Genomic DNA, 22,638 nt, shown 5'->3' on the forward strand with positions numbered 1-22,638 from the left:
CTGATCGAGCATATCCGATGCACCTCCGCGAGCGGCTGCAAGCCTGGCGCTACAACCTTGTCCCCGACCATCTGATCGGCGAGATCCTCACCAAGCGCTGGACCGACAACGCCATCCCCTTTCTGGCGCTGGTCGTCACGGTGGCCACCTTCGGCAGCCTGATCCCGGGCTTCTTCAAGCCCCTGTCCTTGCAGGAAAGCACAAGGCAGCTGGGGGAGTTTTCGCTGGTCGTCACCGGCCTGACCGTGGTGATGCTGGGCGGCGGCATCGACCTTGCGGTGGGCTCGATCTTTGCCCTGTCGGCCTTTGCGGCGGTGGCGAGCTTTTTCATCTTCGACCTGCCGGTCTGGGTGGCCTTCCTCGCCTCGCTGTCGGTGGGTGCGGTGTTTGGTGCGATCAACGGCTATCTGATTGGCTATCTGCGGCTGCGCGCCTTTCTGACCACGCTGGTCACCTTCATCATCGGGCGGGCGGTCTATGACATTCTGGTGGTGAGCTTTGCCTCCCTGGTGCAGATGTCCTCGGCGCAGTCGGATGTCTGGGATTTCATCGGCGACGGCACGGCCTTCGGCGTCTCGGTCCCGGTCTGGGCGGCCTTGGCCTTGGGCGTGGTGACGCATGTGGCCCTCACCCGCTCGCGCCCGGGCTGGCATGTGCTGGCGGTGGGCGGTTCGCGACGGTCGGCCTATAACGCCGGCATCAAGGTGCGGCGGACGGTGTTCCTGACCTATGTCTTCTCCGGCCTCTGTGCCTCCGCCGCCGGGTTCCTGATCGCGACGCGGCTGTCGGGCGCGGGGCCGGGCACCGGCCAAGGGCTGGAGATTGCGGCGCTCACCGCCGCCGTGGTCGGGGGCAATTCGCTGGGTGGCGGGCGCGGGTCGGTCGCCAAGGGGATGATGGGGGCGATCATCGTCCTGGTGATGACCAACGGGTTGATCCGGATGGGCTATGGCACCGGGACCAACCAGATGGTTCTGGGCCTGCTGCTGGCCGTCGCCGTCACCATCGACATCCGCTGGCTGAAGAACCGCCACAAGGTCTTGAACGAGGTCTATGTCGCACCCGTCTACCTCGCTATGGGCCCGACCCAATCGGCCGAGCCCACCTCGGGCACGCCCTATGCGCTCAACAACCGGCTGTCGCAGGCCGATGCGATCGGTCTGGGAGAGCTGGAGGGGCCGGAGGATGTGATCCTCGACGCCGAGGACCACCTTTATTGCGGCACGCGGCATGGCGAGATCGTGCGGTTTTTTGCCCCCGATTACACGAGGTCCGAGGTTTTTGCCCATGTCGGCGGCTTTCCCTTAGGGCTCGCCTTCGATGCCAAGGGCAACCTGATTTCCTGCGTCGGGGCGATGGGGCTGTACCAGATCTCCCCCGACCGGGTGGTGACCAAGCTTTCGGCGGAAACCGCGCGTTCGCTGACCTCGATCGTCGATGACGCCCGCCTGCGCGACCCGAACGATCTGGACATTGCCCCGGATGGGAAGATCTACTTCACCGACAGCACCAAGCGCTATGATGCGCATGAATGGACGCTGGACAGTATCGAAAACCGCGCCACCGGGCGGCTTCTGGTCTACGATCCGAAGGATGGCAGCACCAGGACCCTGCTCGACGGCTATCGCTACACCAATGGCGTCTGCATGGCGCATGACAACAAATCGCTGTTCTTCGCCGAAAGCTGGGCCTGCCGGATCCACCGCTATTGGCTGGAAGGGCCGAAGGCCGGCACCGCGGAGTGTGTGATCCGCGATATGCCGGGCTATCCGGACAACATCAACCGCGCCTCGGATGGCAGCTACTGGATGGCCTGGCTCGGGATGCGCACCCCTTCCTTCGACCTTTCGCTGCGCCATCCCGGCATGCGCAAGCGGATGGCGCGGCGCCTTCCGCAGGACGACTGGTTGTTCCCCAATATCAACACCGGCGGCGTGGTGAAGTTTGATGAGGCCGGGCGGATCATCGGCACGATGGGGGACCTCACCGGCGCCTCGCATGCGATGGTGACCTCGATGCGCGAGCACAAGGGCCAGCTCTTCATCGGCGGCATCTTCAACAACCGGATCGGGCGCTTTGCGATCGAAGGCGCCGATGAGGGGTGGAGCGGGATGAAGTCCTATTGGGGGCTGGGCCAATGATCTTCGATCCGATCCTCGACATCTTCCGCGGCAAGGCCGTGACGATCCCGCCGCTGGATGGCGCCTTCCGGCCCAACACGGCGCTTGATGACGCCCCGGTCCTTGCCGCCATGCCCGCGCCGGACAATCTGGTGCTGTGGCAAGGGCAGGTTCTGGCCAGTTCAGGCGCTGACTTGGTGCGGCCCGATGGGAGCGTGGTACAAAGCTTTGGGTCAGAGGTGACGGCATTGGCCGTCTCCCCCTCGGGCGATCTGGCCGTGGCGCTGGAGGATGGCAGTCTGTCTCTGGCGCGCAAGCCCCTGCCCCTGCCGGCAGGGGTCGCCTGCATCACGGCGCTGGCTTTCGGGGCGGACGGGCGGCTGTGGCTCGCCAATGGCTCGGCCACGTTGAAGCCCGCGCAATGGGCCACCGATCTGATGATGAAGAACGCCTCCGGCTCGGTCTGGGTCTTTGAGGGCAGTTGGCGGAAGGTAGCGGGCGGCCTCGCCTGGCCCTATGGGCTTTTGCCGGAGGGCGCGGGGGTCATCGTCAGCGAAAGCTGGCGGCATCGGCTGCTGCGGCTGGGGGGCGCGCGGCCGCAGGCGGTGCTGGAAAGCCTGCCGGGCTATCCGGCGCGGCTGGTGCCTGCCGATGGGGGTGGGGCCTGGCTCGCGCTGTTCGCCCCGCGCAACCGGTTGATCGAGTTTGTCTTGCAGGAAACCCACTACCGCCTTGCCATGATGGCCGAGGTGCCGCCCGCGTTCTGGATCGCCCCGGCGCTCGCCTCCGGGCAAAGCTTTCTGGAGCCTTTGCAATGCGGCGGCATAAGGATGATGGGCGTCCACAAGGCCTGGTCGCCGACCCGCTCGCAAGGGCTGGTGGTGCGGCTTGGGGCCGATCTGGCGCCGCTGCACGCGCTGCACAGCCGGGCCAATGGCAGGCGGCACGGGGTGACCTCGGTTCTGGAACATCAGGGGCGGCTTCTGGTGGCCGCCAAGGGTGGCGATTGCATCCTGGCTTGCGGGGGGGAGGGCTGAATGGAACCGATCCTGAAGCTGGAGGCGATCTCCAAATCCTATCGCAGCGTGCCGGCGGTCAGCGGGGTGGATTTCACCCTGATGAAGGGGGAAATCCATGCGCTTCTGGGCGAGAATGGCGCGGGGAAATCGACGCTGACCAAGATGATGGCCGGGGTGGTGCAGGCGTCCTCTGGCAAGATCTTTCACAAGGGGGTGGAGCGCAGCTTTGCCACGCCGAACGAGGCGCTGGCGGCGGGGATCGCGATGGTGTTTCAGGAAACCTCGCTGGTGCCCTCGATGACCGTGGCGCAGAACCTGTACCTCGGGTCGGAAAAGTTCCTCAACCGGTTGCGCGGCATCACGATTTCGACCCAGCAGTTCCTGCAATCCCTGAACTTCAGCGTCGATCCGACGGCGATGGTGGAAACCCTGGGCGCGGCCAAACGCCAGATGGTGGAGATCGCCCGCGCCGTGCACCACAACGCGGAAGTCATCATCTTCGACGAGCCGACCGCGACCCTGACACCGGAGGAGAAGCGGCATTTCTTCGCGCTGATCCGGCGGCTCAAGGCCTCGGGCGTGTCGATCATCTTCATCAGCCATGCGCTGGAGGAGGCTCTGGCGATTTCCGACCGCATCACCATCCTGCGCGATGGCGAGCTGGTGGTGACGGGGGAGACCGCCACTTTCACCCGCGACAGCATCATCGCGGCGATGGTGGGGCGGAGCCTGTCCGCCAGCATCTACAAGGCGCGCGACGATGCGTCGTTGCGCAAGCCTGGGCGCAAGGTCTTGTCGGTGCAGGATATCTCGATGGGGGCGATGGTGCGCAACACCTCGTTTTCGGTGTTCGAAGGCCAGATCACCGGGGTCTTCGGCCTGATCGGCTCGGGCCGGACCGAGACTTTCAAGATCGTCGCCGGCATCGCCAAGCGCGACTTTCTGCGCGGCGGGACGATCCTTCTGGACGACAAGCCGGTGCGCTACATCACCCCGGCCCCGGCCGTGCGCGACGGGATCGTCTATGTGACCGAGGATCGCAAGACCGAAGGCATCTTCGAGACGATGAGCATCGGCGAGAACATGTTTGGCGGCGCGCTGGCGGCGGCCAAGACGGGGGCGACCGTGGTGCGGCTGGCCGATATCAAGGCGCTCGCGGCGGAGTGGATCGCCAAGCTGAACATCCGCGCCATCAACGACAATGCCCGCGTGGTGGAGCTTTCGGGCGGCAACCAGCAGAAGGTCGTCATCGGCAAGGGTCTGGTCCAGGCGCCGCGTCTGGTGATCTTCGACGAGCCGACGCGCGGGGTCGATGTGGCGGCGATTGCCGAGATTCACCAGATCATCAATGGCCTGGCGGATGCCGGCCTCGCGGTCGTCGTGATCTCCAGCTACCTGCCCGAGGTGCTAAACCTGTCGGACCGCATTCTCGTCTGCCGTCAGGGCCGGATTGTCGAGGAACTGTCGCCGACCCAGGCGACCGAGGAAAAGATCATGTATGCTGCGGTCCACTGACCGCACCAAGGAGGATAGCATGGCAACCGTGAAACTCTTGACCGATGCCGAGGCCGAGGCGATCCCGCGGGTCAAGGCGGTGTTCGACGACATCCGCGCCACGCGGAAATCGGATTTCATCAACAACTTCTGGCGGGCGGCGGCCAATGACCCGGCGCTGTTGGAGCGGACCTGGGGCGGGTTGAAGGAGGTCATGGCCGGGGAAACCGTTCTGGGCCGCGTGGTGCAGGAGATGATCTATATCGCCGTCTCCACCGCCAATGGCTGCAGCTATTGCGTCCATTCCCACACCGCCGCCGCCCGCGCCAAGGGCATGACCGAGGCGCAGCATGCCGAACTGGTCGCGATCATCGGGCTGGCCGCGCAAACCAACCATCTGGTGACCGCGATGCAGGTGCCGGTCGATCCCGAATTCCTCTACGAAAGCTGACGCTATGGACAAGGCCCTGATCGCCCATCGCCCCGGCGGCCCGGAAGTCATGCTCTGGCAGGACATCGCAACCCCTGCCCCCGGCCCGGGCGAGGTTCTGCTGCGGCAGACGGCCATCGGGGTCAATTTCCTCGATATCTACCACCGCTCCGGCCTTTACCCCTGGACCACCCCCACGATGATCCCCGGGGCGGAGGCGGCGGGCGTGGTCGAGGCGACGGGTCCCGGCGTCACCGGCCTCACCCCCGGCGACCGGGTGGCCTATGTCCTGCCGCATGGCGCCTATCGCCAGCGTCGGGTGGTGCCAGCGGAGCGGCTTCTGGCCCTGCCGGAAGCGATTTCCGATGTGCTGATCGCGGGCGCGCTGCTGAAGGGTTTGACGGCGCAATACCTCGTCACCGCCTGCCATGCGGTGCAGCCGGGCGACCGGGTGCTGGTCCATGCGGCGGCGGGCGGGGTCGGGCTGTTGCTGGGCCAGTGGCTCAAGGCTTTGGGGGCCACGGCGATCGGCACGGCGGGTTCGGCAGAGAAGGTCGCCTTGGCCCGCCAGCACGGTTATGCCCATGTGATCAACTACCGGAGCGAGGATTTCGTCAGCGTGGTCCGCGAGGTCACCGAGGGCCAGGGCGTTGCGGTGGTTTACGATTCTGTCGGGCAGGACACCTGGGCCGGCTCGCTCAAATGCCTGCAGCGTCGAGGGATGTTTGTGAACTTCGGCCAATCCTCGGGAATGATCACCGGCTTTAGCCTGGCCGATCTGGCGCGGGGCGGCTCGCTTTCGGCCAATCGTCCGGTGCTCTTCGACTATATCGCCAGCCGGGCCGAGCTTCTGTCCCGCAGCGGCGATCTTTTCGCCCGTCTGGCCAGCGGCGACCTGCAGACCCCGGCACCGCAGACCCGCCCCCTGCAGGAGGCCGCCGCGGCGCATGACGATCTGGAAAACCGCCGCACCACCGGGGCAACCGTTCTTCTGCCCTGACGTCACAAGGGGGATCGGGCGGCCGCATACCTTCGCATAGTTGCAAAGACCGGCCCCTCTGGGCAGGCTGATGCCAAGATTTGCGCCCATCCCCCCATGCAGGGCGTCTCACGACTTCAGGAAGAACCCCATGTTCGGCGATATCTCGGCGATTGATCTGGCGCGTCTGCAGTTTGCCTTCACCATCTCGGCCCATATCATCTTTCCGGCCTTCACCATCGGGCTGGCGAGCTTCCTTGCGGTGCTGAACGCGCTGTGGCTTTGGCACAGGGACACGGTCTATCTGCGGCTTTTCGAATACTGGAAGACCATCTTCGCGGTGATCTTCGGCATGGGCGTCGTGTCGGGCATCGTGATGTCCTACCAGTTCGGCACCAACTGGTCGGTCTTTGCCGACAAGACCGGCCCGGTGATCGGCCCCCTGATGGGATACGAGGTGCTGTCGGCCTTCTTCCTGGAGGCGGGGTTCCTTGGCATCATGCTGTTTGGCCGGGAACGGGTGGGCGAGCGGCTGCACATGGCGGCCACGGCGATCGTGGCGGTCGGCACGCTCTTTTCCGCCTTCTGGATCCTCAGCGTCAACAGCTGGATGCAGACGCCGCAGGGCTACAGCATCAACGCGGTGGGCCAGTTCGTCCCCGAGGATTGGTGGGCGGTGATCTTCAACCCCTCCTTCCCCTTCCGTCTGGTCCATATGGTGCTGGCGGCCTATCTGACCACGGCCTTCATGGTCGGCGGCGTCGGCGCCTGGCACCTGATCCGCAGCCCCGACAGCCGGGGGGCCGAGATCATGTTCTCGATGGCGATGTGGATGGCGCTGATCGTGACGCCGATCCAGATCTTTGCCGGGGATTCCCAGGGGCTGAACACGCTGGAATACCAGCCCGCCAAGATCGCCGCGATGGAGGGCCATTTCGAGGGCTATCCCGAGGGCAAGGTGCCCCTCATCCTCTTCGGCCTGCCCGACGACACGGGCGAGGTGACGCGCTATGCGGTCGAGATCCCCTATCTCGGCTCGCTGATCCTGACCCATAGCCTGACCACGCCGATGAAGGGGCTGAAGGACTTTCCGCCCGAAGACCGCCCGAAATCGGCGCTGATCTTCTGGACCTTCCGGATCATGGTGGCGATCGGTTTTGCGATGCTGGGGATCGGGCTCTGGTCGGCCTGGGCGCGCTGGTCGGGGCGGCTTTTCACGGCGGTCTGGCTGCACCGCGCCGCCGTCGTGATGGCCCCGGCCGGCTTTGCCGCCGTGCTGGCCGGCTGGATCACGACCGAGGCGGGGCGGCAGCCCTATACCGTTTACGGCCTGTTGCGCACCGCGGATAGCGTGGCGCCCCTGCAGGCCCCGGCGGTCGCCACCTCGCTTCTGGCCTTCGTTCTGGCCTATTTCTTCGTCTTCGGATCGGGCACCTTCTATGCCCTGCGCCTGATGTCGAAACGCCCGCGCGACCGGATCGAGATCGACGAGATCGGCCCGACCCGCACCGCCGGGATCACGCCCGTTGCCGCCGACCCCGCAGCCCCGCACACAGCCGCGAAGGAGTAAGCCATGATCTTCGACCTCGCCTTCATCTGGGCCGCGCTGATCGCCTTTGCCGTCCTGGCCTATGTGCTGCTGGACGGGTTCGATCTGGGCGTCGGGCTGCTATACCCCTTTCTGAACGGCCGTGCGGAGCGGCAGTTGGCGATGAACACGGTGGCGCCGATCTGGGATGGCAACGAGACCTGGCTGGTGCTGGGCGGTGGCGGGCTTTTTGCGGTGTTCCCGCTGGCCTATGCCGTGGTGATGCCCGCGCTTTACCCTTTGATCATCGCCATGCTTCTGGGGCTGATCTTCCGTGGCGTGGCCTTCGAATTCGTCCACCGCACCACAAGGATGCGCGGCTTCTGGGAGTTCGGCTTCTTTGCCGGCTCGCTGGTGGCGGCGATTGCGCAGGGCATGGCGCTCGGCGCGCTGGTGCAGGGCATCAAGGTGACCGGGCGCGCCTATGGCGGCGGCAACTGGGATTGGCTGACGCCCTTTTCCGGCCTGACGGCGCTGGCGCTTGTGGTGGGCTATGCGCTGCTGGGGGCGACCTGGCTGATCCTGAAGACCGAGGGTGCGATCCTCGTCCGGGCGCAGGGCTTTGCCCGACCGCTCGCGCTGGCGCTGGTGGCGCTGATCGGCGCGGTCAGTCTTGCGACGCCCTTCCTGCGGCCGGAATACCTGGCGCGCTGGTTCGGCTGGCCCTCCGGCATCTGGAGCGCGGTGGTGCCGGTGCTGCTGGCGCTGGCGGTCTGGCAGCTGTGGAAAGGCCTGCGCGACGGCGATGCCCTGCGGCCGTTCCTGTCGACGGCGGCGCTGTTCGTGCTGTCCTATGCCGGGCTTGGCGTCAGCTTTTACCCCAACCTGGTGCCGCCGAGCCTGACCATTGAAGAGGCCGCGGCGCCCGATACCTCGCTGGCCTTCCTCCTGGTCGGGGCGGCGGTGCTGATCCCGATGATCCTGGCCTATACCGGCTATTCCTACTGGGTCTTCCGCGGCAAGGTGAAGCCCGAGGACGGGTACCACTGATGGCCCGGCTCTTGTGGTTCGTGGGCCTCTACATCGCCAGCGTCTGCGTGGTCGGCGGGCTGGCCTGGCTGATCCGGCTGGCGCTGGTCTGAGCGGGCGCCGGGGCCAGGGACAAACCATGCAGAAGCCCGTCACTTTTTCTTCAAACCGCGCGAAAAACCGCCGATTTAGCAGGCGAAGCGAAAAGGAATCAGGCTAGACTACCCTTGAGGCGAACCTCGCGGCGCAGCCAAGGCCGCAGGACCAACGGGGAAAACCGGTGAACGCGCAGGCCAATGGGCAAGAATTCGCCCCCGCCGTGTCGGCCAAATCAGGCCCGCACACCGCGGTCGGGGGCATGCAGGACTTCTGGGGGCTGATCGCCGCCTACTGGCGCTCGACCCTGTGGCGGCGGGCCTGGGCGCTGGGTCTGGCCGTGGCCGGCCTGTCGTGGTTCATCAGCCTGATCGGTGTCTGGGTCGCGATGGCCGCAGGCTCGTTCGAGAACGCCAAGGCGACCTACCAGACCCCCGGCAACCTGCAACCCTTCGCCCTTTTTGAAAGTGCGGCCCTGATGCTGACCGGCGCGGTGGCGCTGTCAGTCACCATGGTGGCCTTCCGCCACCTGTTGTCGCAGACCCTGCAGCGGCAATGGCGCAGCTGGCTGAACGAACAGTTCACCGAGGCCACGCTGGACGAGGGCGGCGCGCTCTTGAAGATGCAGTCGATCCCGGGGCTGGATTCGATCGACCAGCGCCAGGCGGAAAGCCTGAAGACCATGACCGGCAATGCGATCGGGCTGGCGATGGGCATCCTGTCCGTCGTCACCTCGACCTGGGAGGTTTCGCGGGCCTTGTGGCGCATCTCCACCCCCGTCCGGGGGATGGAGATGTTCGGCGAGGCGGCCAGTTTCGTGCTGACGCTCGGTGGCATCATCCCCTTTGCCCTGCTGGTCACCTGGGGTTTCACCCGCATCGGGGCGGTGATGCGCGACGTGAACAAGAACTTCCAGGAGGCCGAGGGCGCCTTCCGGTCCGAGCTCAACACCATGATCCGACGCGCCGGGCAGATCACCGCGCAATCGGGCGAGGCGGTGCAGAAGAAGGTCAACCGCACGCTTTATGTCGAGATTGACCGGGTCTGGCACCGGTCCAACATCCTGCAGGCCGGGTTCATGGGGCTGCAGGGATTCTACAGCACGCTGTCCTTCCAGGTCCTCGCCTCGGTCCTGGCGCTGCCGGCCTATGCCCAGGGCGAGATCAGCTTTCAGGCCTATGTGACCACGGCGGCCCTCGTCGGCCAGCTGACCACCGGCTTTTCCTGGCTGATCGATGTGACGCCCGCCATCGCCTCCCTGAAAGCCGATACCGAACGGATCACCGAATATGCCGCCGCGGTGGAAAAGGTGCAGGACACCCGCGCCTTCTATCAGGCGACCGGGGTGCATGACTTCAGCTATCACCGCCACCCGGTCGAGGATGGCATCGTCGTCCTCGGGCTGGAGCTGATGCACGAGGGGGCCGCCTCGGAACCCTTCCTGCGCGCCGAGGGCGAGTTGTACTTTCCCACCGGCTCCTGGACGGCGCTGGTCGGTTCTTCGGGAAGCGGCAAGTCGTCCTTCCTCAACGCGCTGATGCATCAGCAGGATTATGGCCGGGCGGAGATTTACCTGCCCCTGGGCCTGCGCCCCTTCTACGCCAGCCAGGCGGTGCGCACGCCCGATACCACGCTGAAACAGCTGGTGGCCGGCTCTGCCGATGCGGCGGATTTCAAGGATGCCGATGTGGCCGCGGTTCTGGTCGAGGCGGGGCTGGACAGCGCCCCCCTGCTGCGCTGCCTGAACGAGCGCAACTTCAACGGCCGCCCCTGGGAGCGCGCCCTGTCCGGCGGGCAGAAGAAACGCCTGATCCTCGCCGGGCTTCTGCTGCACCAGCCCGAGATCGCCTTCCTGGACGAGGTGACGGCGGGCCTTGACCCGCAGGCGCAGTCCGAATTCTACGAAACGCTCAAGCGCACCTGCAAGGAGATGACGGTGATTTCCTCGATCCACAACCGGGAGATGCCCTACCTGCCAAATGGCGAGCCGGTCTATGACTATATCGCCGAGATCGACAGCGGCGTGATCGCGGTCCGGCCCTATCACGATGGCGAGCCCTTGCACCTGTCCGGCGCCGCCGACAGCATCCCCTCGCCGCGCCGCGATGACCGGCGGGAGGTGATCCATGTCGTTCGCAACTGAAAGGGACGCCTTCCTCGACGCGCTGCTGGGCCGGATGACGCTGAAGGAAAAGATCGGCCAGCTGAACTACCCTTCCGGCGCGGGGATCGACACGACCGGCGTGGCGCAGGCAGTCGATGTGCCAGTGATGATCCGCCGCGGCGAGCTTTGCGGCATCTCGACCGGGGCCACGGTGGCCGACCGGCGCGAGTTGCAGCGCCTGGCGGTGGAAGAGGGGCCGAACGGCATCCCCCTCCTCTTCGGCAAGGACTGCATCCAGCGCTACAAGACCGGCGGGCCGATCCCGCTGGCGCTGTCCTGCTCCTGGGATCTGGATTTGATCGCCCGCATCAACGAGATGACCGCGCGCGAGGCGCGGGCCGATGGCATCACGATCAACTGGGCGCCGATGCTGGATGTCTGCCACGATGCCCGCTGGGGCCGGATTGCCGAGGGCAATGGCGAGCTGCCCTACCTCGGCGCCCGCATCGCCGAGGTGATCGTGCGGGCCTATCAGGGGGCCGATGGCGACATGGCCCGGCCCGACCGCTTCATGGCGACCTTGAAACACTTCCTCGGCTATGGCCTCGCACTTGCCGGGCGGGATTATTCCAGCGTCGAGGCTTCGGTGGCGACGCTCGTCCGCGTGATGGAACCCTTCCGCGCCGGGATCGAGGCCGGGGCCGGGGCGATCATGGTCGCCTTCAACACGATCAACGACATGCCGGTGACCGCGCATCGCGTCCTGTTGCAGGAGGTGCTGCGCCAGAGGCTGGGCTTCAAGGGCCTGATCGTCACCGATTTCACCGCCATCGACCCGGAGCTGGTCAACCACGGCATCGCCGCCAATTCGCGCGAGGCGGCCTATCTGGCCTTCAAGGCCGGGGTGAACATCGACCTCGTCTCCCAAGCCTTCCTGCGCCATCTGGCCGAACTTGCCGCCGATGGCGCGGCCAACCCCGCACTCTACCACGCCCCCTATGGCGCCTACCGCGCGGGTCCGGTGACCGAGGCCGAGATCACCCAGCGCGCCCGCGAGGTGCTGGAGGCGAAGTGGAACCTCGGCCTGTTCCAGGACCCCTATATCGGCATGGACGCGGCCCTGCGCGACGCCGTGACCCGCACCCCCGCCCATGTGGCGCTGGTGCGCGAGGCGGCGGCGAAGTCTTTGGTTCTTTTGAAGAATGAGAACGCCGCCCTGCCCCTGCGCGATGCGGGCGGCACTCTGGCAGTGATCGGCCCCTTGGCCGATGACCGGATCGACATGCAGGGCACCTGGGCCATCGACGTGGACCCGTCCCAATCGGTCACGCTGCTGGAGGGGATCACGGCGGCGGCCGGCAACCGGCTGGCGGTGCGCCATGCCAAGGGCTGCAACATCGTCAACGACCCCGCCCTTGCGGCGCGGCTGAACGTGCACAATCGGGACATGCCCTCGGTCGTGCTCGGTCCCGACAGCCCCGAGGCGATGGTGGCAGAGGCCCTGGCCGTGGCGCAGGCGGCGGATGCGATCGTGCTCTGTCTGGGCGAGGCGAAGGAACATTCCGGCGAAAGCTCGACCCGGCTCGACATCGGCCTGCCCGAGGCGCAGCGCCCGCTGTTCGATGCGGTTTCAGCCTACGCGGCGGAGGCGGGGAAGCCCTTGATCCTCTTGGCGATGGCCGGGCGCCCGCTGGCCTTGGAACACGAGGCGGCGCGGGTCGATGCGCTGATCTGGGCCGGGCATCTGGGGGCCGAGGCCGGGAACGGGCTGGCCGATGTGCTGTTCGGCCGGGTCAACCCCTCGGGGCGGCTGTCGCAGGCCCTGCCCCGGCATCTGGGCCAGCTGCCCTATCGGACCGAGGGTCTGACGACCGGACGGCCGATCACCGGGGCGGGCGTGACCGTCACGGGCGACACCGCGACCGATGCTGCGGGCCGCCCGTGGTTTCGCAAGTTCACCACCGACTGCATCCTGGAAAGCCCCGCCACGCCGCTTTACCCGGCAGGGTACGGCCTGAGCTATACGAGCTTTGCGCATGGGCCCCTGACCGCCTCGGCCTCCGCGTTGCGCGATGCGGCGGAACTGACCGTCTCGCTGACCGTGACCAACACCGGCGCGATGGCGGGCAGCGATCTGGTGCAGGCCTGGCTCCACGACCTGACCGGCCATTCTGCCCGGCCAAGGCGCCAGCTGATCGGCTTCGAACGGGTCACGCTTGCCCCGGGCGAGGCCACGACCGTCACGTTCCGCCTGACGCCGGAGACCCTGCGCTATCCGCTGGGCGAGAGCCTGGCGCAATACACGATGGATTGGGAGCCGGGGCTGTTCGACCTGATGATCGGACGCTCCGCCGAGGATGTGGCCACCCTGCGCTTTGACTGGAAAAGGAGCTGACATGGCGCTTTCGGACGAGGCTTTGCTGGATCTGGTCCAGCGCCGGACGCTTGGCTACTTCTGGGACTTCGCCCATCCCGAAAGCGGGATGGCGCGGGAGCGGTCCTCTGGCACCACCAGCTATGACACGCAGGAGACGGTGACGACCGGTGGCACCGGCTTTGGCATCATGGCGCTGATCGCCGGGGCGGAGCGGGGCTTTCTGCCCGCCGCCGATGTGCGGCAAAGGTTGGCGAAGATCGTGAACTTCCTGTCTGCCGCGCCGCGCTATGACGGGGCCTTTGCGCATTGGATGAACGGCACCACGGGGCAGACCATCGCCTTTTCGGCCAATGACGATGGCGGCGACGTGGTGGAAACCGCCTTCCTGATGCAGGGCCTGCTGACCGCCCGGCAATGGCTGGGCGAGGGCGACACCGCCCGCCAGATCGACACCCTGTGGCGCGGGGTGGATTGGGCGGCCTTCTGCCCCACGCCCTCCAAGATGATGTGGCACCGCACCGGCCACCACGTCATCCGCAGCGACTGGGGCGAGGGTCTGCCGATCACCGGCTATCACGAGGGGCTGATGGCCTTCGTCCTCGCCGCGGCCTCGCCCACCCATCCGATTGATCCGGCGGCCTATCAGGTCGGCTGGAAGACCTCGACGACCTATGACAACGGCAAGAGCTTCCTGGGCATCCCCCTGCCCCTTGGCCCCGACTGGGGCGGGCCCCTGTTCTTCACGCATTACAGCTTTCTCGGCCTCGACCCGCGCGGGCTTCACGATGGCAAGGTGGAATTCTTTGCCCAGAACCGCGCCCATGCGCAGATCCATGTCGCCTATGCCAAGGCCAATCCGAAGGGATTCAAAGGCTATGGTCCGGCCTGGGGGCTGACGGCCTGCGATGGCGACAAGGGCTATAACGCCTTTTCGCCGACCAATGACCTTGGGGTGATCGCGCCCACGGCGGCGCTGGCCTCGATGCCATACACGCCGGTGGAGTCGATGGCGGCGCTCAGGCATTACCACGAGGATCTGGGCGACAGGCTTTGGGGCGACTGGGGCTTTTACGACGCCTTCAACCAGACGGCGGATTGGGTGGCAGGCAGCCATCTGGCGATTGACCAGGGGCCCATCGTCGGCATGATCGAAAACGCCCGCAGCGGGCTGCTCTGGCGGCTGTTCATGTCGGCGCCCGAGATTGCGCCCGGCCTCGCCCGGCTGGGCCTGACCCGCAGCGCGACTGCGGGCCAGGTCAGGCAGGAAGCTCTTGCATGATCAGCAGGATCGTCGCGGGCAGGGTGGTGTCGTTGCGCAGGGCACGCGCCTCGTCCGCGGCGAAATGGCAGGAATCGAGGGGGCCGAGGGTCACCTCCTCGACGCCGTTGCTGAGGGTCACTTGGCCGCTGATCACGAGGTAGATCTTCTCCTGCCGGGAGGCTTTCAGGCTGGTATGCCCGCCCGGCAGAAGATGGGACAGGCCCATCCACATCGATTTCGCGCCACTCGCCTCTTTCCCCTGCAGGCGCAGGCAGGCCATGTCGACATGCTCCGGGGCCTTGTAGCCCCGGGCGTCGGTGATGCGAGTGACCTCCATCACGGTTTCAGGATCACGCGGTCGGGCGTCGACCGCAGGACCGAGGCATAGGCCTTGGCCGCATCCTCCAGAGGGTAGACCGCGGCGGGGTTGATCGGAAAGGGCTTGAGCTGCCCGGTTTCGAACTTCGGCTTCAGCTTGTCGAAGATCTTGGCGCCGTAAACGCTGTCGAGCGCCAGCGTATCCACGCCGATGAACTTGTGGCGGCCGCGGAAGAAATTGAAGATGTCGAAGTCCACCGCCCGGTCGAAGGTGGAGATGAAGATCTGCCGCGCCTGTTTGGCCATCGCCGCATTGGCCAGCGCGAAATAGGGGCTGCCCACGGTGTTGAAGACGATGTCCACGCCATGCCCACCGGTCTTTTCGCGGATCAAGGCCGCCACGTCTTGCGAGGAGCTGTCGAACATCTCGATCGCGGCATTGGCATGGCCGAGGTAATCCATCGGCTTGTATTCGACACCAAAGACCCGCGCCCCGGCGAGGGTCGCAAGCTGGATCGCCGCCTGCCCCACCTTGCCATTGGCGCCGCAGACCAGAACATTGTCCCAGGGTTGCACGCCGCCAGCCTCGCGCAGGCCCTCGAAGGCCGTGATGAAGGGCACGCCGACCGAGCCCGCCTCTTCGAAGCTGAAATTCTCCGGCTTGGCGCGGACGGCGGCTTGCGGCAGGACCATCCATTTGGCGTGGCTGCCGTTCTGGGTGATGCCAAGCTCGCCGCCACCGCCCCAGACCTCGGTCCCGATCAGGTTGGCGGGGCCTTCGCGGACGATGCCGCCAAAATCGCGGCCCGGGGTGCGCGGCCAGATCGCATGGGGCATGTGGCCGAGCGAGGCCTTCACGTCCGAAGGATTGACCCCTGCCGCCACGATCTCGACCAGGACCTGACCTGGGCCCGGGCGCGGCGCGGGGGTGTCGGCGAGCAGAAGCTTGAGGTTGTCCAGATCGGCGGATTTTTCCTCCACGCGGATCGCGGGGCCGGAGAGGGGGGGATGTTGCATGTTCATGGAATGTGTCTCCGTATGGGAATCCGGTTGAATGTCAGGTGGGCAGGCCGAGAAGGGCGCGGGCCTCGTCCGGGGTGGCGAGCTGGCCGCCGAGTTTCTCGATCAGGTCGCGGGCGCGAAGGGTCAGCTCGCCATTGCCGGCGGTCAGCTGGCCCTTGGCGATGAAGCTGGTGTCCTCCATCCCGATGCGGATATGGCCGCCCAGCAGCCAGGATTGCACCAGCATCGGGAAAGCCATCCGCCCGATGCCGAAGCCGGTCCAGACCGTGCCCTGCGGCAGCATCCGGGCCGCCACGGCCATGGCATCCGGGGTCGAGGGCAGGCCGTATTTCACCCCCGTCACGATCGAGCACATCATCGGGCCGGCGATCGAGCCGTCCTTCAGCATGTCCTGCGCAAGGCCGATATCGCCGGTGTCGAACAGTTCGATCTCGGGCTTCACGCCGGCGCTCTTGATGATCTCGGCCATGATGCGGGCGTTGCGCGGGGTGTTGATCACCACCTGCCCGCCGGAGTTCATCGTGTTCAGATCCAGCGTGCAAATCTCGGGCTTGAGGGCCGTGATATGTTCGACGCGCTTTTCGGGTGGCAGAAGCGTGGTGCCGGGCCCGGCCACGGCAGGGTTGTCGAGCGAGGGGACATAGCGACCGCCCGGCCCGGTGGTCAGGTTCAGGATCAAGGCCGAGTTGCGGGCGCGGATCAGCTCGATCACCTTGGCATAGAGTGCGAGGTCCATCGAAGGCTTGGCGGTGACGGGATCGCGGACATGGATATGCGCGATGGCGGCGCCGGCATCGGCGGCCTCAAGGCAGGCGGTGGCGATCTCCTCCGGCGTGGCGGGCAGGAGGGGGTGGTTTTCGCGGGTGGCAAGGTTGCCGGTGACCGCACAGGTGAGAATGACTTTCGACTGCATCAAAGCGCCCTTCCGGCATCGACCGCGATCCGGATGCCGGTGGACAGCGGCATATGGGCTACGGCGGCATAGATTGTATCGGCCACGTCTTCAGGTTGCGTCACGCGGCGGAGCGGCGCGGCCTCGCCCGCTGTGGCGATCTGTTCGGGCGTGCGGCCCGGCACGAAGCCGGTGGCCACCACGCCGGGCGAGACCGACAGCACGCGGATGTCGGGCGCCAGCGCCAGTGCCAGCGTGTGGGTCATCGAATCCAGCCCCGCCTTGGCGCCGCAATAGGCCACCGACGACCCGAAGCCCTTGTAGGCCGCGATGGAGGAGAGGTTGATGATGACGCCGCCGCCCGAGGCCTTCATGACCGGGGCAAAGGCGCGGATCGTCGCAAACACGCCGCGCCAGTTGGAGGCGAAGACCTCGTCGATGATCGCGTCGGTCAGGCCCTCCAGATCGGCATGGACGACCGGCGTGGTGGTACCGGCGGCGTTGATCAGGATATCGACCCTGCCGCAGGCCAGCATGACCGCATCGCGGAAGGCGGTGATGCTCGCGCTGTCGGTCACACTCACCGGAAGGGCGACATGGCCCTGCCCGGGCAGCGCCTGCGCCAACTCCTCGGCCTTCGCGCGGCCGGAGCGGTAGCCGACGACCACGGTGGCCCCGGCCTTTGCCAGCCGTTGGCAGGTGGCAGCGCCGATGCCGCCAGAGCCGCCGACGACCACGGCGATCTTGTTCAACAGCGTCTCAGACATGGCTGTCGGCCTTGGCTTTGCCGGAGATCGGCGGGATCGGGAAGGACGGGGTGCCGGGCTTCAGCACGAAGTCGTATTCGCAGGTGAAGAAGGGCAGCCTGGCCTGAGGGTAATCGGGGTGCGGTTCCCTATGTTCGACCAGCGTGCCGCAGATCTGCCTTTTGGCGCCGAAGACCACATCGGCGGCCATCATCTCCTCGGTATCGGTGAAGATCTGGGTGACCAGCGTCTTGTGACCCGGGGCCGAGACGATGAAATGCACATGGGCCGGTCGCATCGGTTCGCGGTTCTGCGCCTTCAGAAGGTCACCCGAGGGGCCGAAGGTCGGCACCGGGTAGCCGGCGGGCCGGACCGAGTGGAACTCGTAACGCCCATCCGCCCCGGTCATCTGCACGCCGCGCAGGTTGTAATCGGCCTGATCGGGGTCCTGGTTTTCGTAAAGCCCCTCGGGCGAGGCTTGCCAGATGTCGAGCGTGGCGCCCTGCAAGGGGGTGCCGTCCAGTTCGGTGACGCGGCCCTTGATGTAAAGCTCCGGTCCCGGGGTTTTGGACCTGGCGATGGTCTCGCCAAAGGCGCATGTCGGGCTTTCGCCGCGGTAGAAGGGGCCGAGGAGGGCCGACATCGTCTCGCCCTGCATGCCGTTGTTGTTGATCAGGTCGATCAGGGTCGAGATGCCGAAGACATCGGCGGCCAGCACCGTCTCGTTATGGCTTTCGTCGGTCAGCTGGCCCAGCCGTGTGATCCAGCGCAGGCCGGCCTCGAACTCGGCCTCGGTGGGCCTGGTTTCGCGGATGAAGGCGTGCATATGGGTGACAAGGCCGGTGATCAGCTCTTTCAGGCGCGCGTCCTCGGTGTTCTGCATCGCGTTCAGCACCTTGGGCGTCACCTCCTCCTCGCGGGAGATGATGAGGCGGGTCAGCGCGGGGTCTTGGGTGGCATGGAAATCCATGGGGAGCCTCGTAGGGTTGGGTTAGGTCCGGTTCGCGCGGTCCTGCTGCTGGCTTCAGGCGAAGGCAGCCGTTTGTTTGGCTTTGGCCAGATGGGGGTATTTCTCGGTCAGGAGAGAGCCGTGGTAATAGGTCGGCGCGAAGGCCGGGGTGGCGCGGATGCCCTCCAGCCAGGCGGCGACCTGGGGCTTGCCGGCCCACATGCCGTCGAGGTTGATATCGGCCATCCGCACGATGACCGGCATCAGGGCGATATCGGCCAGCGTGATCGCCGAGCCCATCAGCCATGGCCCGCCGCTCGCCGCCAACCACTGCGCCATCCGGTCGATGCCGCGCTGCAGGCGGCCCAGGGCCTCGTCCATCTCGGCCTTGGGGAAACCGGTGCGGCCCATCTTCAGAAGGAACTCGCGCCGCAGGGGCTTGCTGTCGGCCAGGGCCTGGAAGGCGTCCTCGGTCATGGTCTGGAAATGCGGCAGGAAGGCCAGGTTGTAGGAGGGCACGCGGATGGCGGGCGTCGGCACCTCGTCGATGAAGCGCATCATGGCGCGCATCTCGGCCGCCTTGACCGGGTCTTTCGGGCGCAGGGGGGCCACGTCGGGCAGGATGTCTTCGAGGTATTCAAGGATCACCGCGCTGTCGATCACAGCCGCCCCGTCATGCACCAGCGCGGGCACCACGCCATTGGGGTTGATCGCGAGGTAGTCCGGCTTCAGCTGATCGCCGACGAAAAGGTCCAGCTTGTGTTCGGCAAAGCCCTGGCCCTTGGCATGCAGCGTGTAGCGGACGCGCTGCGAGCAGGTGGATTGCGGGGCGTTGTAAAGGGTGAAGGCCATGGCTTTAATCCCAGTTCAGGAAGCGGGGCAGCTTGTGCAGGCGGGCCAGCGTGCCGATGATACCCAGGGGGAAGAACATCAGCACGATCACCATCAGCGCGCCCGAGGCGAGGATGTTCAGCTCTGACGCGCCGAGGGTGGCCACGAACAGCTCGTTGAAGGCGATGATCAGGATGGCGCCGATGACCGGCCCGGCGATGGTGCCCTTGCCGCCCAGGATGCACATGAGGACCATGTTCACGCTGACCAGGATGACGAGGAAGATATTGGGCCGGATATAGGTCAGATACTCGCCCCAGATCGCCCCGGCCATGCCGACGAAAGCGCCCGAGATGGCAAAGGCCAGGACCTTGTAAGTGCGGGTGTCGATGCCGGCGCTTTCGGCCTTGATCTCGTCTTTCGAGATTGCGCGCAGGCCGAGGCCGAACTTCGAATGCTTGATCCGGTAGGAGGACCAGACCGCGAAGGCCGCCAGCAGCACGAAGGCGTAGTAATAGGGCAGCTTGGCCCATTGCGCGGGCAGGCTGTTGGCCTTCAGCGTGACGCCATTGGTGCCGCCGACAAACTCCCAGTTGTTGAACAGGATCCCCGCGATCATGGTCAGCGCGAGAGAGGAGATGATGAAGCTTGGCCCCCGCGTCTTCAGCGTGATCGAGCCGATCAGATAGCCGACCCCGGCGCAGATGAGGCCGGCCAGGGGCGCCAGAAGGATGGTCGAAATCCCGGTGCGGGCAAAGATCATCCCCGCGAAATAGCCGCCGATAGCGAAGAAGACGTTGTGGCCAAGGCTGACATAGCCGGTGAAGCCGCCCAGGATGTTCCAGCCCGAGGCCATGGTGGCATAGCAGGCGGCGAACAGCACCAGATGCAGCAGGTAATTGTAATTGCCGACGAATTGCAGGCCCGGCAGCAGCAGAAGCACGGCCAGCAGGGTCACGGGGAACAGCACGACCCGCGTCTTGTCGGCGCTCGCCGCCAGTTTGGCATTATGGGCGCGGCGGGCCTCCAGCACGGAGGAGGCGGCCTGGGTATCGGTGGACAGCGACATCATGCAAGCTCCGGTTTTTCGCCGAACAGGCCCTGGGGCCGCACGCGCAGGATCAGGAAAAGGGCGAGGAAGAAGGTCATCGTCGACCAGGTCGCGCCGATATAGGCCCCGACGAAGGCCGCCAGCACGCTGAGCAGGAAGGAGGCGAGGACCGTCCCCATGATCGACCCCATGCCGCCAAGGACGACGAGGGACATCAGGATCGAGATCCACTCCCAATGCTTGGCCGGAAAGAAGGAGAAGACGAAGGAGACCAGCGAACCTGCGGCACCTGCGAGGCCGATGCCGATGGCAAAGCTCATGATGCCGACGAGGTTGACGTTGACGCCCAGAAGCTCTGCCGCCTCGCGGTTCTGGGTGGTGGCGCGGATCGCGTTGCCGAAGCGGGCGTATTTGAGGAACAGCGCCAGCGCGGTGATCAGCACGACCGAGACGATCCCGGCGTAAAGCTGGCCCTTGGGGATGAAGATATCGCCAAGGAAGAAGGCATCGGTGGCATAGGCGGGCGAGGTGATCCGCTGGGTGTTGGTGAACATGCCGCCCAAGGCACCTTCGACGATCATCGCGGTGGCGAAGGTCAGAAGCACGGTCATCTCGGAATATTTCGCCGATTTGGCCTGCCGCTCGAAGACGAGCTTGTACAGAAGCACGCCGATGGCGGCCATGATGACGGTGGCGACCGGCAACATCACCAGGGGGTCGACACCCCAAAGCTTGAAGCCCCAGTAGGTGATATAGGCGCCGCCGATGATCAGCGAGGGATGCGCAAGGTTCACGATCCGCATCACGCCAAAGACAAGGCTGAGCCCCGACCCCATCAGCGCGAAAACACCGCCGAGGGCCAGGCCGAGGATAAGGGTCTGGAGGAAAAGGTCCATCTGTGTCTCCGGTTCAGGCGGCGCGTTTGCCGCCGAGGTACAACTCCTGGATGCGCGGGTCGGCCAGCACATCGGCGGCGGGGCCTTCGAACAGGGTGCGGCCGAGGTCGAGCACGACGCCCCAGTCGGAATTGCGCAGACCCATCAGGGCATTCTGTTCGACCAGCAGGATGGTGATGCCCTCGGAGGCCATCATCTTCATGATGTCGAACATCTCTTGGATGATCTTCGGGGCGAGGCCGAGTGAGGGTTCGTCCAGCATCACGATATCGGGCTTGATGATCAGGGTCCGCGCCATGGCAAGGGTCTGCTGCTGGCCGCCCGACATGGTGCCGGCCTGCTGGTCGCGGCGCTGGCCGAGGATCGGGAAACGCTCCTCGATCTGGTCGATGGCCTTTTCCAGACCGCTCTTGTCGGCCAGGGAATAGCCGCCCATCCGCAGGTTCTCCCGCACGGTCATCTTGGGAAAGAGGGCGCGTTCCTGCGGCACAAAGCAGATGCCCTTGCGCAAGATCTGGTCGGGGCGCAGGCCCTTCAGGCTTTCGCCTTTGAACTTCACATCGCCCTGGCGGATCTTCAGCATGCCGCAGATCGCCTTGAGCAGGGTCGATTTGCCCGCGCCATTCGGGCCGATGATGCAATGCACCTTGCCCGGCTGCACCGTCAGATGCGCGCCATCGAGGATCGAGGGCCCGTCGCCATAGCCCGCGGTCAGGCTGGTGACTTCCAGAAGTTCGCTCATCACGCCGCCTCCTCCAGCACGCCGCCCAGATAGGCCTCCAGCACGGCGGGGTTTTCGCGGATCTCGGCGGGTTTGCCCTGGGCGATCACCCTGCCCTGCGCCATGACCACGATGTGGTGGCTGAGGCGCATGATCAGATCCATGTTGTGTTCGACGATCAGCACCGTCATGCCCTTGTCGTTCAGCTTGCGGATATGGCCCGCAATCTCCTCCAACAGGGTCGGGTTCACGCCGCCTGCGGGTTCATCGAGCAGGATGATCTTCGGCTCGCTCATCAGCAGCGCGGCCAGGTCCATCAGCTTTTTCTGCCCGTAGGAGAGGTTGGCGCCGTCTTCATGGGCGATCCGGGTGATACCCAGAAAATCGAGGATTCCCATCGCCTTGTCGATTTCGGCGGTGGACATGGCGGGCTTGAACATGTCGCGCCAGCCGTGGATCTTGGTCTGGCAGATCACATTCTCCAGCACCGTCATGTCCGAAAGGTTCCGGCTGATCTGGAAGGTGCGGCTGAGGCCGGCCCGCGTCACCTGATGCGGGCGCATCCCGTCGATGCGCTGGCCGTCCAGCCAGACCTCGCCCTTGGTGGGCACGGCGGTGCGGCTGATGCAGTTGAAGGCGGTGGTCTTGCCGGCGCCGTTCGGGCCGATCAAGGCGGTGATCGAGCCGCGCTCGACCTGGAATGTGCAGCCGTCGACGGCCTTGATCCCACCGAAATGCTTGCCGAGCCCTTTGACGTCGAGCATGGACTGTCCT

The 22,638-nt window shown here is 65.9% G+C and carries 20 protein-coding genes; 10 read left to right on the forward strand and 10 right to left on the reverse strand.

Features of this window, described 5'->3' with window-relative positions; genetic code table 11:
* Positions 1-17 precede the first annotated feature (17 nt).
* The 10 genes from AC1DZT_RS05150 (at position 18) to AC1DZT_RS05195 (ending at position 14,455) form a co-directional block, all read left to right on the forward strand.
* A complete protein-coding gene (locus AC1DZT_RS05150; RefSeq protein WP_478005542.1) occupies positions 18-2,141 on the forward strand; it encodes an ABC transporter permease in 2,124 nt (707 codons plus the stop codon).
* Positions 2,138-3,157: an SMP-30/gluconolactonase/LRE family protein gene (locus tag AC1DZT_RS05155; RefSeq protein ID WP_478005543.1), complete on the forward strand. Its 1,020-nt coding sequence runs from the start codon at positions 2,138-2,140 to the stop codon at positions 3,155-3,157. Before AC1DZT_RS05150 ends, AC1DZT_RS05155 begins: the two co-directional genes overlap by 4 nt.
* Positions 3,158-4,654 carry a sugar ABC transporter ATP-binding protein gene (locus tag AC1DZT_RS05160; protein WP_478005544.1) on the forward strand — a complete coding sequence of 499 codons (1,497 nt, stop codon included), beginning with the start codon at positions 3,158-3,160 and terminating at the stop codon, positions 4,652-4,654. It abuts the gene before it with no gap.
* A 19-nt stretch (positions 4,655-4,673) separates the two neighbouring features.
* Positions 4,674-5,084: a carboxymuconolactone decarboxylase family protein gene (locus AC1DZT_RS05165; RefSeq protein WP_478005545.1), complete on the forward strand. Its 411-nt coding sequence runs from the start codon at positions 4,674-4,676 to the stop codon at positions 5,082-5,084.
* A 4-nt stretch (positions 5,085-5,088) separates the two neighbouring features.
* On the forward strand, positions 5,089-6,063 hold the full coding sequence (locus tag AC1DZT_RS05170; RefSeq protein ID WP_478005546.1) for a quinone oxidoreductase family protein: 975 nt from the start codon (positions 5,089-5,091) through the stop codon (positions 6,061-6,063).
* A 130-nt stretch (positions 6,064-6,193) separates the two neighbouring features.
* On the forward strand, positions 6,194-7,612 hold the full coding sequence (locus tag AC1DZT_RS05175) for a cytochrome ubiquinol oxidase subunit I (protein WP_478005547.1): 1,419 nt from the start codon (positions 6,194-6,196) through the stop codon (positions 7,610-7,612).
* A 3-nt stretch (positions 7,613-7,615) separates the two neighbouring features.
* Positions 7,616-8,620 (forward strand): cytochrome d ubiquinol oxidase subunit II, encoded by a 1,005-nt coding sequence (cydB, locus tag AC1DZT_RS05180; protein ID WP_478005548.1) that lies wholly within the window; start codon positions 7,616-7,618, stop codon positions 8,618-8,620.
* A 337-nt stretch (positions 8,621-8,957) separates the two neighbouring features.
* On the forward strand, positions 8,958-10,838 hold the full coding sequence (locus tag AC1DZT_RS05185; protein WP_478005549.1) for an ATP-binding cassette domain-containing protein: 1,881 nt from the start codon (positions 8,958-8,960) through the stop codon (positions 10,836-10,838).
* A complete protein-coding gene (locus tag AC1DZT_RS05190) occupies positions 10,822-13,194 on the forward strand; it encodes a glycoside hydrolase family 3 N-terminal domain-containing protein (protein WP_478005550.1) in 2,373 nt (790 codons plus the stop codon). Before AC1DZT_RS05185 ends, AC1DZT_RS05190 begins: the two co-directional genes overlap by 17 nt.
* A gap of 1 nt (position 13,195) precedes the next feature.
* A complete protein-coding gene (locus tag AC1DZT_RS05195; protein WP_478005551.1) occupies positions 13,196-14,455 on the forward strand; it encodes a glucoamylase family protein in 1,260 nt (419 codons plus the stop codon).
* Here AC1DZT_RS05195 and AC1DZT_RS05200 read toward each other — a convergent pair.
* Genes AC1DZT_RS05200 through AC1DZT_RS05245 form a run of 10 tightly spaced genes read right to left on the reverse strand, consistent with a single transcriptional unit; the run spans position 14,433 to position 22,628 of the window.
* Complete coding sequence (locus tag AC1DZT_RS05200; RefSeq protein ID WP_478005552.1) at positions 14,433-14,774, reverse strand: cupin domain-containing protein; 342 nt, start codon at positions 14,772-14,774, stop codon at positions 14,433-14,435. The genes AC1DZT_RS05195 and AC1DZT_RS05200 overlap by 23 nt on opposite strands.
* Positions 14,774-15,778, reverse strand: a complete 1,005-nt coding sequence (locus AC1DZT_RS05205) for a quinone oxidoreductase family protein (RefSeq protein ID WP_478005553.1) — start codon at positions 15,776-15,778, stop codon at positions 14,774-14,776. Before AC1DZT_RS05205 ends, AC1DZT_RS05200 begins: the two co-directional genes overlap by 1 nt.
* Before the next feature lie 34 nt (positions 15,779-15,812).
* Positions 15,813-16,691, reverse strand: coding sequence for a beta-keto acid cleavage family enzyme (locus tag AC1DZT_RS05210; protein ID WP_478005554.1), 879 nt, complete (start codon positions 16,689-16,691; stop codon positions 15,813-15,815).
* The gene (locus tag AC1DZT_RS05215) at positions 16,691-17,437 is read right to left on the reverse strand and encodes an SDR family NAD(P)-dependent oxidoreductase (RefSeq protein ID WP_478005555.1); all 747 of its coding nucleotides are present in this window, start codon (positions 17,435-17,437) and stop codon (positions 16,691-16,693) included. The genes AC1DZT_RS05210 and AC1DZT_RS05215 overlap by 1 nt, the downstream gene beginning before the upstream one ends.
* Positions 17,430-18,386, reverse strand: a complete 957-nt coding sequence (locus AC1DZT_RS05220; RefSeq protein ID WP_478005556.1) for a dioxygenase family protein — start codon at positions 18,384-18,386, stop codon at positions 17,430-17,432. The genes AC1DZT_RS05215 and AC1DZT_RS05220 overlap by 8 nt, the downstream gene beginning before the upstream one ends.
* A 54-nt stretch (positions 18,387-18,440) precedes the next feature.
* On the reverse strand, positions 18,441-19,217 hold the full coding sequence (locus AC1DZT_RS05225) for a glutathione S-transferase family protein (protein WP_478005557.1): 777 nt from the start codon (positions 19,215-19,217) through the stop codon (positions 18,441-18,443).
* Positions 19,218-19,221: 4 nt separating this feature from the next.
* A complete protein-coding gene (locus tag AC1DZT_RS05230) occupies positions 19,222-20,268 on the reverse strand; it encodes a branched-chain amino acid ABC transporter permease (protein ID WP_478005558.1) in 1,047 nt (348 codons plus the stop codon).
* Positions 20,265-21,143: a branched-chain amino acid ABC transporter permease gene (locus AC1DZT_RS05235; protein ID WP_478005559.1), complete on the reverse strand. Its 879-nt coding sequence runs from the start codon at positions 21,141-21,143 to the stop codon at positions 20,265-20,267. The genes AC1DZT_RS05230 and AC1DZT_RS05235 overlap by 4 nt, the downstream gene beginning before the upstream one ends.
* Before the next feature lie 13 nt (positions 21,144-21,156).
* Positions 21,157-21,885 carry an ABC transporter ATP-binding protein gene (locus tag AC1DZT_RS05240; RefSeq protein ID WP_478005560.1) on the reverse strand — a complete coding sequence of 243 codons (729 nt, stop codon included), beginning with the start codon at positions 21,883-21,885 and terminating at the stop codon, positions 21,157-21,159.
* Complete coding sequence (locus tag AC1DZT_RS05245; RefSeq protein WP_478005561.1) at positions 21,885-22,628, reverse strand: ABC transporter ATP-binding protein; 744 nt, start codon at positions 22,626-22,628, stop codon at positions 21,885-21,887. Before AC1DZT_RS05245 ends, AC1DZT_RS05240 begins: the two co-directional genes overlap by 1 nt.
* Positions 22,629-22,638: the final 10 nt, after the last annotated feature.

The sequence above is a fragment of the Rhodobacter sp. P1_C2 genome (assembly GCF_056406375.1).